The sequence below is a fragment of the Flavobacterium sp. CSZ genome (assembly GCF_015350725.1).
Taxonomy (GTDB): domain Bacteria; phylum Bacteroidota; class Bacteroidia; order Flavobacteriales; family Flavobacteriaceae; genus Flavobacterium.
Map to the genome: position 1 here is coordinate 68,550 of NZ_JADKPQ010000001.1, position 16,064 is coordinate 84,613.

The 16,064-nt window shown below is 34.0% G+C and carries 14 protein-coding genes; 2 read left to right on the forward strand and 12 right to left on the reverse strand.

Annotation, left to right across the window (positions count from 1 at the left end; genetic code table 11):
* Positions 1-37 precede the first annotated feature (37 nt).
* The 3 genes from ilvD to IRZ78_RS00375 form a co-directional block, all read right to left on the reverse strand.
* Positions 38-1,711, reverse strand: a complete 1,674-nt coding sequence (gene ilvD / locus IRZ78_RS00365; RefSeq protein WP_194614624.1) for a dihydroxy-acid dehydratase — start codon at positions 1,709-1,711, stop codon at positions 38-40.
* A 268-nt stretch (positions 1,712-1,979) separates the two neighbouring features.
* Positions 1,980-3,098: a 3-isopropylmalate dehydrogenase gene (gene leuB, locus IRZ78_RS00370; RefSeq protein WP_194614625.1), complete on the reverse strand. Its 1,119-nt coding sequence runs from the start codon at positions 3,096-3,098 to the stop codon at positions 1,980-1,982.
* A gap of 89 nt (positions 3,099-3,187) precedes the next feature.
* A complete protein-coding gene (locus tag IRZ78_RS00375) occupies positions 3,188-4,363 on the reverse strand; it encodes a 2-isopropylmalate synthase (protein ID WP_194614626.1) in 1,176 nt (391 codons plus the stop codon).
* 155 nt (positions 4,364-4,518) lie between these two features.
* On the opposite strand from IRZ78_RS00375, the gene IRZ78_RS00380 reads away from it, so the two are divergent.
* Positions 4,519-6,063, forward strand: coding sequence for a hypothetical protein (locus IRZ78_RS00380; RefSeq protein WP_194614627.1), 1,545 nt, complete (start codon positions 4,519-4,521; stop codon positions 6,061-6,063).
* 575 nt (positions 6,064-6,638) lie between these two features.
* Here the strand turns inward: IRZ78_RS00380 and IRZ78_RS00385 are convergent.
* Entirely contained in the window at positions 6,639-8,294 is a 1,656-nt protein-coding gene (locus IRZ78_RS00385; protein WP_194614628.1) for a M1 family metallopeptidase, read from the reverse strand.
* A 180-nt stretch (positions 8,295-8,474) separates the two neighbouring features.
* Here IRZ78_RS00385 and IRZ78_RS00390 point away from each other — a divergent pair, with 180 nt between their 5' ends.
* Positions 8,475-9,173 carry a carbohydrate-binding family 9-like protein gene (locus tag IRZ78_RS00390; RefSeq protein WP_194614629.1) on the forward strand — a complete coding sequence of 233 codons (699 nt, stop codon included), beginning with the start codon at positions 8,475-8,477 and terminating at the stop codon, positions 9,171-9,173.
* A 172-nt stretch (positions 9,174-9,345) separates the two neighbouring features.
* Here IRZ78_RS00390 and IRZ78_RS00395 read toward each other — a convergent pair whose 3' ends face one another.
* The 8 genes from IRZ78_RS00395 to hisC form a co-directional block, all read right to left on the reverse strand.
* Positions 9,346-9,951 (reverse strand): hypothetical protein, encoded by a 606-nt coding sequence (locus tag IRZ78_RS00395; RefSeq protein ID WP_194614630.1) that lies wholly within the window; start codon positions 9,949-9,951, stop codon positions 9,346-9,348.
* A 124-nt stretch (positions 9,952-10,075) separates the two neighbouring features.
* Positions 10,076-10,678: a bifunctional phosphoribosyl-AMP cyclohydrolase/phosphoribosyl-ATP diphosphatase HisIE gene (gene hisIE, locus IRZ78_RS00400; protein WP_347349809.1), complete on the reverse strand. Its 603-nt coding sequence runs from the start codon at positions 10,676-10,678 to the stop codon at positions 10,076-10,078.
* Between the two features lie 120 nt (positions 10,679-10,798).
* The gene (gene hisF, locus IRZ78_RS00405) at positions 10,799-11,554 is read right to left on the reverse strand and encodes an imidazole glycerol phosphate synthase subunit HisF (protein ID WP_194614632.1); all 756 of its coding nucleotides are present in this window, start codon (positions 11,552-11,554) and stop codon (positions 10,799-10,801) included.
* Between the two features lie 116 nt (positions 11,555-11,670).
* The gene (locus tag IRZ78_RS00410) at positions 11,671-11,982 is read right to left on the reverse strand and encodes an NIPSNAP family protein (protein WP_194614633.1); all 312 of its coding nucleotides are present in this window, start codon (positions 11,980-11,982) and stop codon (positions 11,671-11,673) included.
* A 92-nt stretch (positions 11,983-12,074) separates the two neighbouring features.
* Positions 12,075-12,797 (reverse strand): 1-(5-phosphoribosyl)-5-[(5-phosphoribosylamino)methylideneamino]imidazole-4-carboxamide isomerase, encoded by a 723-nt coding sequence (gene hisA, locus IRZ78_RS00415; protein WP_194614634.1) that lies wholly within the window; start codon positions 12,795-12,797, stop codon positions 12,075-12,077.
* A gap of 108 nt (positions 12,798-12,905) precedes the next feature.
* Positions 12,906-13,487 carry an imidazole glycerol phosphate synthase subunit HisH gene (gene hisH / locus IRZ78_RS00420; RefSeq protein ID WP_194614635.1) on the reverse strand — a complete coding sequence of 194 codons (582 nt, stop codon included), beginning with the start codon at positions 13,485-13,487 and terminating at the stop codon, positions 12,906-12,908.
* A gap of 70 nt (positions 13,488-13,557) precedes the next feature.
* A complete protein-coding gene (gene hisB, locus IRZ78_RS00425) occupies positions 13,558-14,694 on the reverse strand; it encodes a bifunctional histidinol-phosphatase/imidazoleglycerol-phosphate dehydratase HisB (RefSeq protein ID WP_194614636.1) in 1,137 nt (378 codons plus the stop codon).
* A 289-nt stretch (positions 14,695-14,983) separates the two neighbouring features.
* Positions 14,984-16,030 carry a histidinol-phosphate transaminase gene (hisC, locus tag IRZ78_RS00430; RefSeq protein WP_194614637.1) on the reverse strand — a complete coding sequence of 349 codons (1,047 nt, stop codon included), beginning with the start codon at positions 16,028-16,030 and terminating at the stop codon, positions 14,984-14,986.
* Between the last annotated feature and the right edge of the window lie 34 nt (positions 16,031-16,064).

Here is a 16,064-nt window from a genome sequence, read left to right on the forward strand (position 1 = left end):
TATTGCATTTGATATTGTAATTGACATTGTTATTTAATTATTTATCGGTAACACAACCTGTAGAAGCGCTTGAAACCGATCTTGCGTATTTAAGTAAAACTCCTTTTGTAACTTTTAGCGGTGGCTGAATCCAAGCCGCTTTACGAGCTGCAAATTCTTCGTCAGATATCTTCAGGTCGATTGTATTCTTTACAGCATCGATAGCAATTAAATCACCATCTTTTACTAATGCAATACCTCCACCATCATATGCTTCTGGTGTAATGTGTCCTACGACAAAGCCATGTGAACCTCCGGAGAATCTGCCGTCTGTAATAAGTGCGCAGCTGCTTCCTAATCCGGCTCCAATAATGGCAGATGTAGGTTTCAGCATTTCAGGCATCCCCGGACCACCTTTTGGTCCACAATACCTGATGACGACTACATTACCTGGTTTTATTTTTCCGGCCTCAAGACCAGGAATCACTTCAAATTCACCTTCAAATACAACAGCCGGACCTTCAAAATATTCTCCTTCTTTACCGCTGATTTTTGCTACAGCGCCTTCAGAAGCAAGATTTCCGTATAAAACCTGAATATTTCCGGTTGGTTTCAACGCTTTTTGAATTTCATGAATTACTTGTTGTCCGTCTTGTAAATCCGGAGTAGAAGCTAAATTCTCTGCTACTGTTTTTCCTGTTACCGTCAAACAATCTCCGTGAATCAATCCTACTTTTAATAAATATTTCATTATAGAAGGAATTCCTCCAACTTCATGAATATCTTCCATCATGTATTTTCCACTTGGTTTCATGTCTGCCAATACAGGTGTTCTGTCATTAATGGCTTGAAAATCATCCAGAGTAATTTCGATATCCACCGCATGAGCCATAGCGATTAAGTGCATAACTGCATTTGTAGAACCTCCTAAAACTGCAACAATTGTAATGGCATTTTCGAAAGCTTTACGAGTCATGATATCTCTTGGCTTAATGTCTTTTTCTAATAATATCTTAATAGCCTCTCCTGCAGCCAAACATTCATCTCTTTTATCCTGACTTAGAGCAGGGTTCGAAGAACTGTATGGCAAACTCATTCCTAATGCTTCAATTGCAGAAGACATTGTATTTGCAGTGTACATTCCGCCACAAGCACCAGCTCCGGGACATGCATTTTGAATTACACCTTTAAAATCTTCCGGAGTAATTTCATTTTTAACTTTTTTTCCTAAAGCCTCAAAAGCAGAAACAATATTCAAAGATTCACCTTTCCATTTTCCGGAGTGAATTGATCCTCCGTAAACCATGATAGACGGACGGTTTACTCTTCCCATCGCAATTAAAGCTCCGGGCATATTTTTATCACAGCCAGGAATTGCAATAATACCATCGTACCATTGTGCCCCTACAACTGTTTCTATAGAATCTGCAATCACATCACGGGAAACCAATGAATAACGCATTCCTTCAGTTCCGTTAGAAATTCCGTCACTTACGCCAATGGTATTAAAAATAAGTCCGACCAGATTTGCATCCCAAACACCCTTCTTCACATCTTTTGCTAAATCATTCAGGTGCATATTGCAAGTGTTACCATCGTAACCCATGCTCACAATACCTACTTGTGCTTTTTTCAAATCTTCTTCAGTTAAACCAATACCGTACAACATCGCTTGCGCCGCAGGTTGTGTTTGATCTTGAGTGATGGTTTTGCTGTACTTATTTAATTCCATTATTGTATTATTTTATTTTAATTTTTATTCAAAAAAAAACCTTCCAGTATTTGGAAGGTTTCTAATATAGTTTTTCAATTATATTTATACCATTCCCGATGCAGATGTGCTAAACACATTGACAACAACGACAGAAGTAATAATAATTGAGATTTGCATCATTTATTTTTTAGTGTCACAAAAGTATGAAAACTTACAGGACTAAAAAAATAAAATCTCAACATTTCACATACTTCTTGTTATTTATTTCATTATTTTAATAAAAAACCTAAACAATTGTCGATTGACCGATATGAACATTGTCATTATTAAAATATAGCAAGTCATCTTTGCTGAAAATAAAATTTGAAACAAACTCGCCTACTTCATTTGTACCGAATTTTGAATCTGGTTTTAAATCAACCGTAACAACTTTATATTCGATTGCTTTTTCAACCGCCTGATAAATTACATTTGCTTCTTTGAATAAACCAAAATGCTCTAACAGCATCGCAGCTGATAAAATGGAAGCAATTGGGTTGGCAATATTTTTTCCTTTTGCCTGAGGATAAGAACCGTGAATTGGTTCAAACAATGCATTTTTTTCTCCTAAAGATGCTGATGCCAATAAACCGATAGATCCTGTAATAACACTTGCTTCATCTGATAAAATATCTCCAAATAAATTTTCCGTCAAAATCACATCAAATTGTTTTGGATTCAAAATCAATTGCATTGCTGCATTATCCACAAATAAAAAATCTAAAGCCACATCAGGATAATTCGCACTCACTTTCTGAACAACTTTTCTCCATAATCTTGAGGTTTCCAAAACATTTGCTTTGTCGACCATTGTCAGCTTTTTGCGTCGGTTTTGTGCCGATTTAAAAGCTAAATGTGCAATTCTGGTAATTTCTTCTTCTGAATATTCACATAAATCCGAAGCATGTGTTCCTTCTTCATTTAATGTTTTAGCTCCAAAATAAGCGCCACCTGTTAATTCTCTGAAAATAGTAAAATCAGCTCCTTCGATAATTTCTCTTTTTAAAGGAGAAGCATCAATTAAAGCTTTATAAGGTTTTATAGGACGAATGTTAGCAAACAATCCAAGCTCTTTACGAAGCCTTAACAATCCCTGCTCCGGACGAACTTTTGCATTTGGATTATTATCATACTTAGGATCCCCGATCGCACCAAACAAAACCGCATCTGTGTTCAAACAAAGATTCAGGGTTTGCTCCGGTAATGGATTTCCTGTTTTATCAATAGCAATGGCTCCCATGAGCGCCTCTTCAAATACAAATTCATGATTGTACACCTCACCAATAGCGTATAATGCTTTTTTGGCTTGTAAAATTACTTCTGGTCCAATTCCGTCTCCTGATAAAACTGCTATTTTCAAATTCATAACGTCTCGTTCTTTATGTATTTAAATCCTTATTTTTTGTTTCTTCTTTGTTCTATTCTCTTTAATCTATTCTCTTTATTCTATATTAACTAGCTTCTGATTAAATCACCTTCAATTTTTGAAGCTTCAATAATCTGGTGAATATCTGCATCGATCACTTCTTTTTTGATATCAGCAAACTTCAAAAACTCAACATATACAATGTCTAATTGTACTTTTGTAAGTTCGTAACCTACTTTTTTAGCACGGTAAGCCAAAGCAGCTCTTCCGCTTCTTGCTGTAAGTATAATCGAAGATTCATTTACACCCACATCAAGCGGATCCATGATTTCGTAAGTTGCTCTGTTTTTGATTACACCATCCTGATGAATTCCTGAGCTGTGCGCAAATGCATTCGCTCCAACAATAGCTTTATTAGGCTGCACGATCATTCCCATACTTTCAGAAACTAATCGGCTCATTTCGTTCAATTCTCTTGTATTAATGTTGGTATCAAGATTTAAGTAAGGATGTTGTTTAAAAATCATTACCACTTCTTCAAGAGCTGTATTTCCGGCTCTCTCACCAATACCATTGATTGTACATTCTATTTGTCTTGCTCCATTTATAGCACCTGCAATAGAGTTTGCAGTAGCCATTCCTAAATCATTATGACAGTGACATGAAAGGATCACGTTTTCGATTCCTTTTACGTTTTCTTTTAGATATTTAATTTTTGCTCCGTATTCTTCTGGTAAACAATATCCTGTTGTGTCTGGGATATTTAGTACAGTAGCACCAGATTTTATCACTTCTTCACAAACCTTAGCCAAAAAAGCGTTATCAGTTCGTCCGGCATCTTCTGCGTAAAACTCAACATCTTCTACATAAGATTTTGCGTGTGATACAGCATATTTTGCTCTTGCGATAATATCTTCTCTTGTGGTATTTAATTTATGAAGTATGTGAGATTCAGATGTTCCGATTCCTGTGTGGATTCTAGGTCTTTTAGCATGCTTTAGTGCAGCTGCAGCAACATCGATGTCGTTTTTTACGGCTCTTGTTAGTCCGCAGACGGTGGCGTTTTCTACAATTTTACAAATCTCAGAGACCGATAAAAAATCGCCCGGACTTGACACAGGAAAACCTGCTTCGATAACGTCAACTCCCATTTTATCAAGTCGTTCTGCGATAACTAATTTTTGTTTAGTATCTAACTTACATCCTGGAACTTGTTCGCCGTCGCGCAAAGTGGTGTCAAAAATTTGAACTTTCTCTCTATTCATATTCATTTATTTAATGTAATTTCACATCTTGATAACAAATATATATTGTACTTCTTCAGTACGAAATTCATTTTAATGAAATTATACTGTTCATAAAGCAATTTATAACGTATTAAACAATTAATAATCAATAAGTTACACTATTATATTTTACAATGGCTAACCATCAAAAAGATTTCTTATTTGTATTAATAAAATCACTTTCTAAATCCGAAAAAAGACAGTTTAAGATTTTTGCAAGCCGTTTAGAGACGAGTTCAAATACGAAATTCATCGAATTATTCAATATCTTAGATAAATCTGAAAACTACGATGAAAAGCTTATTCTTAAGAGCGGGATCATTAAAAAAGTACAGTTATCTAACTTAAAATCATACTTATACAAGCAAATTCTGGTAAGTATTCGACTGAATATTCCTAGTCAGAACATTCGTTATCAATTGCGCGAACAAATAGATTTTGCCGGTATCCTATATAATAAAGGTTTATATAAACAGAGTTTGAAGATTCTGGATAAGACAAAAATCATTGCTCTTGAAAATGATGAGAAATATATGGCGTATGAGATTGTGGAGTTCGAAAAACTAATCGAATCACAGTATATTACCCGAAGTATTCAAGGGCGCGCGGATGAATTGGTTATTCAGGCCAAAGAATTAAACTATCGAAATACAATCTCAAGCAAATTATCGAATTTATCGCTTCAGCTTTACGGGATCATGCTTAAAACAGGTTACGTTAAAAATGATGAGGAATACAAATATATCGATGATTATTTCAACAAACATATTGCTAAGTTAGACGAGAGCAAGTTTGGTTTTCGCGAAAAGTATTGGTTTTATAATGCTAATTTATGGCGTAGTTTTCTTGTTCAGGATTTTCTGGCAAGTTATAAATATGCCTATAAATGGGTTACGTTGTTTTATGACAACCAAAATATGATTTATCAGAATCCCGTATTTTTTCTAAAAGGAAATCATTACTTTCTGGAATCTTTATATATGTTGAAATACAAATCGAATTTCAAAAAATACCTTTCTCTTTTAGAAGAAACAATTAAGGATGAAAAATTCCCTGTAAATGACAACATTGCATCGCTATCATTTCTATACGTTTACAACAATAAGCTAAATTTGCATATTCTGGAAGGTACGTTTGCCGAAAGCGAATATTTGATTCCTGAGATTTTAGAAAAGATCAAAATACACAGCGAACATCTTGATGAACATCACGAAATGTTGTTTTTCTATAAAATAGCGTCTATTTATTTTGGAAACGAAAAGTATAATGAATGCATCTTTTATCTAGACAAAATCATTAACAATAAAAACTTATCTATGCGTGAGGATCTAATGTGTTTTGCGAGACTCTTGTCTTTAATTGCGCATTATGAGCTTGGAAAAGATTATTATCTTGAAAATCATCTTAAAAACACCTATAAGTTTCTAATAAAAATGAATGATCTTCATGAGGTTCAAAAGGAAATTATCAAGTTTTTAAGGAATTTGAACAACTTATATCCTGCAGATATCAAAAAAGAATTCATTAAAATGCGTTTGCGTTTTATTGAATTAGAAAAGAATACTTATGAAAAAAGAGCTTTTCTTTATTTAGATATTATTTCATGGCTTGAAAGCAAAATCGAGAATAGAAAAATTGCTGATATTATTAAAGAAAAAGCGAAGTTGAATAGTCGATAGAAAATTAAATTTCAAGTTTTTATCTTGAACGAAGTCTCGGTAGCAAATTCCAATAAAAAAGCCTGAAAAGACCTTAATCTTTTCAGGCTTTTGTCATTTCGACGCAGGGGAAATCCTCGTGAGAAGCTCGACAAAGATTGGGTTTTCGTTGCGGAGTTACTTGCGAGGATTTCTCCTGCGTAGAAATGAGAAACTGCACGGAAATAGTGTTGCGAAATGATTGTCCTAGCCCCGATAGAAGTGGAAATCCTTTTGTGTCCGCCGTGGCGGACACAAAAGATTGGAACGTATAGCGGGATTAGCTCCTAAAAAAATAGTTTTATGGCGGAAATTGAAATGACAAGATTGTCTATAAACAATAAACCCGACAAGTTTTAAAAACCTGTCGGGTTTACTATTTGCATACAATTCAAATGCAATAAAAAGATCCCAAATCCTAAATGGTTTATGTCCCAACCTTTGTCAAAGTTTTAAACTTTGACAAAGATCTTTGCCTAAAGTTATCGAATAAAAAATCCCAAACTCCAGTCAAGAATTGGAATTTGGGATTTTAAAAACTTGAAAATTTTTAGGTTTTATTCTATAATATTAGAAGTCGTCACATAAAAATCTTTACTCACTTCTACTTTTCTATCTTCATTATTTGTCTTCTCTGATTTCCATTCTGTTGTTGGTTTTAACCAAATATCTTCACCATTCAAATTCACTTTTACAGGCATATCAAACTTTGCTACACAATTTGTCCAGTGATATCCAAAAGATCCGTCTTTGAACATATATTCAAAAACAGGAATTTGAGTTGTAGTCAAATATTGCGCATAAACCCTGTTGAAGTTAATTCCTGATTGTGTATTGATATAATCCTCAATTTGCTTTCCGGTAACAGTTTGATGATAAAAAGTACTGTTTAAACCTCTTAAAATAGATTTCCATTTTGCATCGTCATTGATAATCTGGCGCATCATATGCAGCATACTTGCTCCTTTTGGATACATATCGCCTGATCCTTCATTGTTTACCTCATAATTACCTATAATTGGCTTATCGTTTTTGATACCTTTTCTGCAGCCAATGATATATTCGGCAGCAGCATCTTTTCCGTAATAATATTCAAGGAAAAGGCTTTCAGAATAGTTGGTAAAACTTTCGTGCACCCACATATCGGCAATATCTTTATAAGTGATATTATTAGCAAACCATTCATGTCCTGATTCGTGAATAATAATAAAATCAAATTTTAATCCCCAACCCGTTCCGCTTAAGTCACGGCCTAAATAACCATTTTTATAACCATTTCCGTAAGTTACGCTACTTTGATGCTCCATACCCAAATAAGGAGCTTCGACCAATTTATAGCTGTCTTCGTAAAAAGGATACGGTCCAAACCAGTTTTCAAACGCCTTAAGCATTTTTGGAGCATCTTTAAATTGCTCTTTGGCCAAAGCCAAATTATAACTCAAAACATAATAATTACAATCTAAATCGCCTTTTTCTCCTTTAAATTTCTCTGAGAAGTTTACATAATCACCAATATTAATGTTTACGCCATAATTATTAATTGGGTTAGAAACATACCAATTAAAAGTCTTGGTTCCGTCTTTTTCCTTATTAACGCTTTGCAGTCTTCCGTTTGAAACATCAGTCAAATGTCCGGGAACATTCACGCTAATCAGCATATTTTCGACTTCGTCATACATATGATCTTTGTTTGGCCACCAAACGCTGGCGCCTAATCCCTGACAGGATGAAGCGATAAAATCTTTTCCGTTTTTGTCTTTTTTCCAGGTAATTCCGCCATCCCACGGTGGATTAACCGCTTCTTTTGGTTTTCCTCCAAATGAAATTACGATTTCCTTCGTCTCACCTACTTTTTGCGCAGCTGTTAATTCAATAAAAAAAGCATTTCCGTCTCTTTCAAATTTCAATTCTTTTCCATCTTGAGTCACTTTGTAGATTTGCATAGGTTCCTGCAAATCAATCTGCATTTTATTATAAGCTGTCAAAACAGTATAACGAACCGTATTTGAGCCTGTAATCGTTTTTTCTTTTGGATTTACTTTTACATCTAAATGATAATATTTTAAATCCCACCAGGCACGTTCTTTTGTAATGCTTCCGCGTAAAGAATCCTGATGTGTAAAAACGGTTTCAGACTTATTCAGAAGTCCTTGTGCATTGGCAGTAAAACCAAACAAAAAGGCGATAAAAACGCCACCAAAGTATTTTTTCATACGAAGTAAATATTTCATTTAATCGAAATAAACAGAGCATTTCGACAAGCTTAAAGTTCAACAAATGTAAACATTCGAATCAAGTTTTGAATGATTTTATAATCCTGATTCGGAGAATTTAATGTTAAAATTTATTTATTCTTCTGTATTTTAGCCAATCAAATTCATTTATACCATTTTATGAAAATTAGTGCCATTATTACCTTTTTAATTTTTACATGCTCGGCGACAAATTATTCACAAACGATTCCAATTCATAAAACAAATGAAAAAATAAACATCGACGGAGACTTATCCGATTGGAAAACTTCATTTTTAGGGCCATTTGTAATTCATAATTCCGGAGAAAGCGCCACTCAAAATACTTTTGTCTCACTTGCGTGGAATGATCAAAACCTATATATTGCCTATCATTCTGACGATTCTAAAATAGTAGGAACACCTCAAAAAAAAGATGCTTCAATTTTTAATACCGATGATTTGGTCGAATTTTTTATTGATCCCGACGGCGACAGCCAAAATTATCTGGAAATCGGAGTAAATGCTTTTTCGTCTAATTATGATTTATTGCTAAAATGTATTTCGCCCAATTGTGGCGGTTGGAATACTACTATGAGTTTTGATATTGCAGGATTAGAAACTGTAAGTAAAATAACTTCCGAAGGTTATAATACTGAAATTAAGATTCCTTTTTCGAGTTTAAAAACCATTAAAAACGGCAATTTTAATCAACCAAAAGCAGGAACAAAATGGAAAGGAAATGCTTTTAGAATTGATTACGGTAACACAACGGAATATCTTGCATTACAATATCATAAGAGTTTAAAACATGGCTTTCACCAACCGGAGGAATTTGCGGTTTTTGAGTTTATGGAGTAGCGCCGAGATGGTACGCGGATGACACTGATTCGCTTACGCGAAAACACGGATTTATAAGGATTTTTTATTCTTTTTTATTAATTTCAATTTTCGTCAGACTGAACGAAGTCGAAGTCCCGCAAAGTGATTCAACAAATTAGACTTTGGATTTGTGAAGTACTTTTTTTAATCTTTAATTGATAAACTGTGGTAGCAAATTAAATTTAACTTCAGAATAAGGTACATCGTTTTGAACTAAAAATTTAAAAACCTTATTATTTTCTTTCATTTTATAAATTTCAAATATAGTTTTATTGGACTGAATATAAATATTTTGCAAGAACCGATCATTTAGATCTCCGCAAACTTGATAAGTTTGTAAAAACATAGAAATCCCTTCTTTTAAAACTTCAGGACTAGTAAATTCTTTTGGGAGAAATATATTAACAAAAGAATTACTATCTATGTATATCTCTCCAGTGCTACCATTAATTGTACTAAAACTACCGTGAGCACTTTTTTCTAAAAACAAAATTAATCGTTGACCAGTTTTTAACTCTTTAATTTTTGGATCACAAATCCATTCCTTCCAGATCTGGACCTTAATTTTTAAAGATGATCTCCCTTTTACAAACTGGTTTATTGTAAATTCATATTCATCCTTTGAAACTTTAGAAATGGTTCCGTCAACAATTAAATCTGCCTTCGCAATAACAATTGCATATGGTACTTCATGTTTTTTGAATCCGTAGTTTAAAGTTGGAAGCAAAAACAAAAACAGACACACAAATAGTTTCATAAGACTTATGCTTTTAGCTAAAATAATACTTTTTTATCAGACTGAGCGAAGTCGAAGTCCCCGCAAAGTGATTTAGCAACGGGACCTCGACTTCACTCAGTCTGACAATTGAAATTATTTTTTATTACTTCTGACGTTTCTTCAAAACATCCACAACATCATTCAACTGAAAGCCTTTTGCCTGCAATAAAATCAAATAATGAAACAATAAATCCGCGCTTTCGCTTAAGAATAAATCGTCATTATCATCTTTTGCTTCAATAACCACTTCTACAGCTTCTTCGCCTACTTTTTGGGCGATTTTATTGATTCCTTTTTCGAATAATGACGCCACATAACTCTTCTCAGAATCGGCATTTTCTCTTCTGGTTTTGATGGTGTTTTCTAATTGAGAAATAAAACCGTAATTTTCTTTATTTTCTTCTTGCCAGCATGTATCAGCGCCTGTATGACACGTTGGCCCTACAGGTTTTGCCTGAATTAAAAGTGTATCGCCATCGCAATCATTTTTAATACTTATCAGATTCAAAAAATTACCACTCTCCTCGCCTTTTGTCCAAAGTCTTTGTTTGGATCGGCTAAAGAAAGTTACTTTTTGAGTTTCTATTGTTTTTTGAAGCGATTCTTCATTCATGTATCCCAACATCAAAATATTCTTTGTTTCAGAATCCTGAATTATCGCCGGAATCAATCCGTGTGCGCTTTTTATATCTATGTCCATATTTATTTTAGATTTTAGAGTTCAGATTTTAGATTACCGAATTCTATATTTTATTTATTTCTTCTTGATTCTTTGTTCTATTTTCTATGCTCTATTTTCGATACTCTATTTTCGATACTCTATTTTCTAAAGCCTAACCTCAATATCATTATACCTAAGTTCCTGTTTTAGAGCTTTTATCTCGATTTCTTTAAAGTGAAAAACACTCGCTGCCAACGCTGCATCTGCTTTTCCTTCTTTAAACGAATCTACAAAATGCTGAATATTTCCTGCACCACCCGAAGCAATAATCGGAATATTGATTAACGTTGATAATTTAGCCAAAGCTTCGTTTGCAAAACCATTTTTGGTTCCGTCATTGTCCATTGAGGTGAATAGAATTTCTCCTGCGCCACGCTCGGCCACTTCAACCGCCCAATCGAATAGATTTAGCTCTGTTGGTACTTTTCCTCCAACCAAATGCACGATCCATTGTCCGTTAATTTGTTTAGCATCGATGGCAACTACAACACATTGACTTCCGAATTTTTGGGCCAAATCATTAATTAGTTGTGGATTTTTTACTGCTGATGAATTAATCGAAACCTTATCAGCTCCATTATTCAACAGAATCTCTACATCTTCTACAGATGAGATTCCGCCACCAACTGTAAACGGAATATTGATTTTTTCGGCAACACTTCGTACCATATTGACCAATGTTTTACGACGTTCTTCAGTAGCTGAAATATCCAGAAAAACCAATTCATCAGCTCCTTCTGCCGAATAAATTTCGGCCAATTCTACCGGATCTCCCGCATCACGCAAGTCAACGAAATTAACACCTTTTACGGTTCTTCCGTTTTTTATATCTAAGCAGGGTATGATTCTTTTTGCTAACATCTTTTTAATGTGTCAATTTTAATTTGTCAATGAGAAAATTAGGTAATTAGATAATTTATTTACACAACGTATTAATTATTTAATTATCAAGTTATCTCATTATCTAATTATCTAATTTATTTAAATACAGGGCTTAAAAATGTTCTTTCATAACTTAGAATACATCTTGTATCTTCGGCAATTTTAAAAGCTTCTACACACTCCTGATCGTCTTTAGAAAACATTTTTGTTCGGTAATTTTCATAATCTGCGAGACTTGGAAAAGAAAATAAAGCATACGCAACATTATTTGCTCCTTCCGAAGGCATAAAATAACCATGATGCTGACCGCCTAAACGATTTACGATTTTAATCCATCTTTTACCATAATCCTCAAAAGCCTCTAATTGATAAGGATCTATAATGTATTTTAAATGACATGTTATCATAGTCTGTGTTTTTAATGCGTTAATTAGAAAATTTGATAATTAGAAAATTTTAAACACAACGTAAAGAATTATCTAATTGACTAATTTTCTAATTATGTAATTATGTAGTTTTCCAGTTGTTTCAAAGTAATTCTTCCTTCGTAAATTGCTTTTCCAATGATTGTTCCTTCACAGCCTAATTCAGCTAATTTAGGCAATTCGTCAAAGGTTGAAATCCCTCCGGAAGCAATTAGTTTTACGCCAATAGCTTCTTTCAATATCTTTTCATACAAATCAAAACTTGGTCCTTCAAGCATTCCGTCTTTTGCAATATCAGTACAAATAACATATTGAATTCCTTTGGATTGATAATCCTGAATAAACGGAATCAAATCTTCATCTGAATCTTCTAACCAACCTGAAACGGCAATTTTTTCGTCTTTGGCGTCAGCCCCAAGAATAATTTTATCAGATCCGTATTCTAAAATCCACTTTTCGAAAATAGTTCTGTTTTTAACCGCAATACTTCCTCCGGTAATTTGGTTGGCACCACTTTCAAAAGCAATTTTCAAGTCTTCATCAGATTTTAAACCTCCCCCAAAATCAATTTTTAAAGTGGTTTGTGTGGCAATTTGTTCCAGAATTTTATAATTCACAATTTTACTCGATTTTGCCCCGTCAAGATCTACTAAATGTAGATATTCGATTCCGTGCGCTTCAAATGATTTTGCTACTTCAAGCGGATTTTCGTTGTAAATTATTTTGGTATCATAATCGCCTTTTGACAAACGAACGCATTTTCCGTCGATGATATCTATAGCTGGTATTATTCTCATTTTTTGATATTTTAGATTTTAGAGTTCCGATTTTAGATTATTTAAAAACGATTTATCTAAATTGATATTTTGATTGATTTTTGATATTGTTATTGGAATTTTAAAATTTTACATTTTTAAGAAATTTTCTAAAATCTTTTCCCCTACTGCCCCGCTTTTCTCGGGATGAAACTGAGCTCCGTAAAAATTATCTTTTTGTAAAGCCGATGCATATTCCAATTCGTAATTTGTTATGGCAATAGCTTCAACACAATTTGGAGCGTAAAAACTATGTACCAGATACATAAATTCATTCTCAGCAATTCCTTTAAACAAATCCGATTTTAAATCATAAATCTGATTCCATCCCATTTGTGGTACTTTTACTTTTGATGTAAATTTAATCACATCAACATCAAAAATCCCTAAACCTTTGGTATTTCCTTCCTCAGATGATTTACACATCAATTGCATTCCGAGGCAAATACCAAAAACCGGTTGTTTCAAATTCGGAATCAAATTATCCAAACCGCTTTCTTCCAGTTTTTTCATCGCCGAACTCGCTTCTCCTACTCCCGGAAAAATCACTTTATCAGCGGCTAGAATTTCTTCGGGATTATTACTCAAAACAGCTTTAAAACCAAGCCTTTCAATAGCAAACATAATGCTCTGAATATTTCCTGCTCCGTAATTTATAATTACTATTTTCATTAAAAAAAGCTTTAAGCTTTAAGCCTTAAGCTTTAGGCCTAATGCCTATCGCTTATAGCTTAATGCGTTTTTACAACATTCCTTTTGTTGATGGTAAAATCATTTTCTCTGTATCTCTTTTCACCGCTACTTTTATGGCTTTCGCGAAAGCTTTAAAAATAGCTTCGATTTTATGGTGTTCGTTTGTTCCTTCGGCTTTTATATTGATGTTGGCTTTGGCACCGTCTGAGAAGGATTTAAAGAAATGATAAAACATTTCTGTTGGCACTTTACCTACCATTTCACGTTTGAATTCAGTTTCCCAAACCAACCAGTTTCTTCCTCCAAAATCAATCGCAACCTGCGCCAGACAATCATCCATAGGCAAACAGAAACCATAACGTTCGATTCCTAGTTTATTTCCTAACGCTTTAGCGAAAACTTCACCCAAAGCAATAGCAGTGTCTTCTATTGTATGGTGTTCGTCGACTTCAAGATCGCCTTTTACAAGGATTTCCAAATCCATTTGCCCATGACGCGCAATTTGGTCTAACATATGATCAAAAAAAGCAATTCCGGTTTCGATTTTACTTTTTCCTGTTCCGTCTAGATTCAAATCGATAAAAATATCGGTTTCATTCGTTTTACGCGTAATCGAAGCCGAACGTGCTTCCAGTTTCAAAAACTCATAAATCTCTTTCCAACTCATCGTTTGAAGAATAATCGTTTCGTTTAACTCTTCACGTTTCGACGCAATTTCATTGCTTCCAATTCCGTCATTATCATTGATAAAAATTGCTTTTGCCCCAAGGTTTTTAGCCAATTCAACATCTGTCAAGCGATCACCTAAGACAAAAGAATTTGCTAAATCATATTCCGGATTACCCAAATATTTCGTCAACATTCCCGTTCTTGGCTTGCGGGTTGGCGCATTATCTTCAGGAAAAGAGCGGTCAATAAAAATTTCATCAAATAAAACTCCTTCATTTTCAAAAGCTTTCAGGATAAAATTTTGCGTTGGCCAAAACGTATCTTCCGGAAAACTATCCGTTCCTAATCCGTCCTGGTTGGTCACCATCACCAATTCATAATCTAATTCAGTGGCAATTTTAGCCAGATATTGAAACGCTTTTGGATAAAATTCTACTTTCTCCAAAGCATCTAATTGATAATTTTCAGGTTCTAAAACAATCGTTCCGTCACGATCGATAAAAAGTACTTTTTTCATAAATTATATTTTTTGTTCTTCCACTCCCGATAGCTATCGGGATACACAGATTCAAATGATTTTCTTTTGCCACGAATTTGCTTCGCCTGTTCGCTATCACTCGAGTCACGAATTCTCACTGATTCTTGTTTCACACAGATTTTAAAAAGATTTAAGCAGATGCACCGGGACTATTTTAAATTTAAAATCAAAATTAAATATGCTTTAATCAGCAGAATCTGCGTGAAAAAATCTTTTTAATCCTTTAAATCTGTGGCAAAAAAACTTTGCGTTCCTCGCGGTTAAACATTTACTTCAACAACTTCAATTCTTTAATTAAAACTGCATTTTCCTCCGGGATTCCAATTGTAAAACGAAGGCAATTTTCGCATAAAGGCTGAGTTGTTCTGTTACGAATTACAATTCCTTTTGCAATTAATTGATCGTATCTTTTATTAGCGTCATCTACTTTTACCAATACAAAATTAGCTTCTGTAGGATATATTTTTTCAACAAAATTCACCTCAAGTAATACTTTAAGCAATTCTTCTCTTTGCTCAATAATAGAAGCTATTTCTTGTTTTATTTTATCTGAATCATTCAAACGAACGATCGCTCTTTGCTGAGTTAATTCATTGACATTATAAGGAGGTTTTATTTTATTCAAAACCGAAATTAGCGCTTCAGAACCATAACAAATTCCCAAACGAATTCCGGCCAAACCATAGGCTTTTGAAAGCGTTTGTGTAATCACCAGATTAGGATATTCGTCGATTTCTGTCAACCAGCTTTCTTTGTCCGAGAAATCGATATACGCTTCATCAATTACAATTAAACCTTTAAAGTTTTGAAGTAATTTTACCACACTTTCATCCGAGAAAGAATTTCCAGTTGGGTTATTTGGTGAGCATAAAAAGATGATTTTTGTATTATCGTCAACAGCATCTAAAATCTTTTCAACCTGTGGCTGAAAACCTGTTGAAAGCAATACTTCTCTATTTTCTACCGCATTAATATTCGCCAGAACGCTGTACATTCCGTATGTAGGCGGCAGCGAAATAATATTATCGATCTTTGGTTCGCAGAAAGCTCTAAAAAGCAGATCCAAAACTTCATCGCTTCCGTTTCCTAATAAAATCTGGCTTGATTTTACATTATTATTCTTAGCCAAAATCGCCTTAACCGAACTCTGTTGCGGATCCGGATAACGATTTACGCCATTTTGAAACGGATTTTCATTGGCATCCAAAAAAATCATTTCGGCCGTATCAAAATCCTCAAACTCATCACGTGCAGATGAATAAGGTTTTAATGTTTTTACATTTTCTCTTGTTATTGTATTTATATCGAATTTCATTATCTTATTTTTTAAGGAGAAGAAAGAATATAGA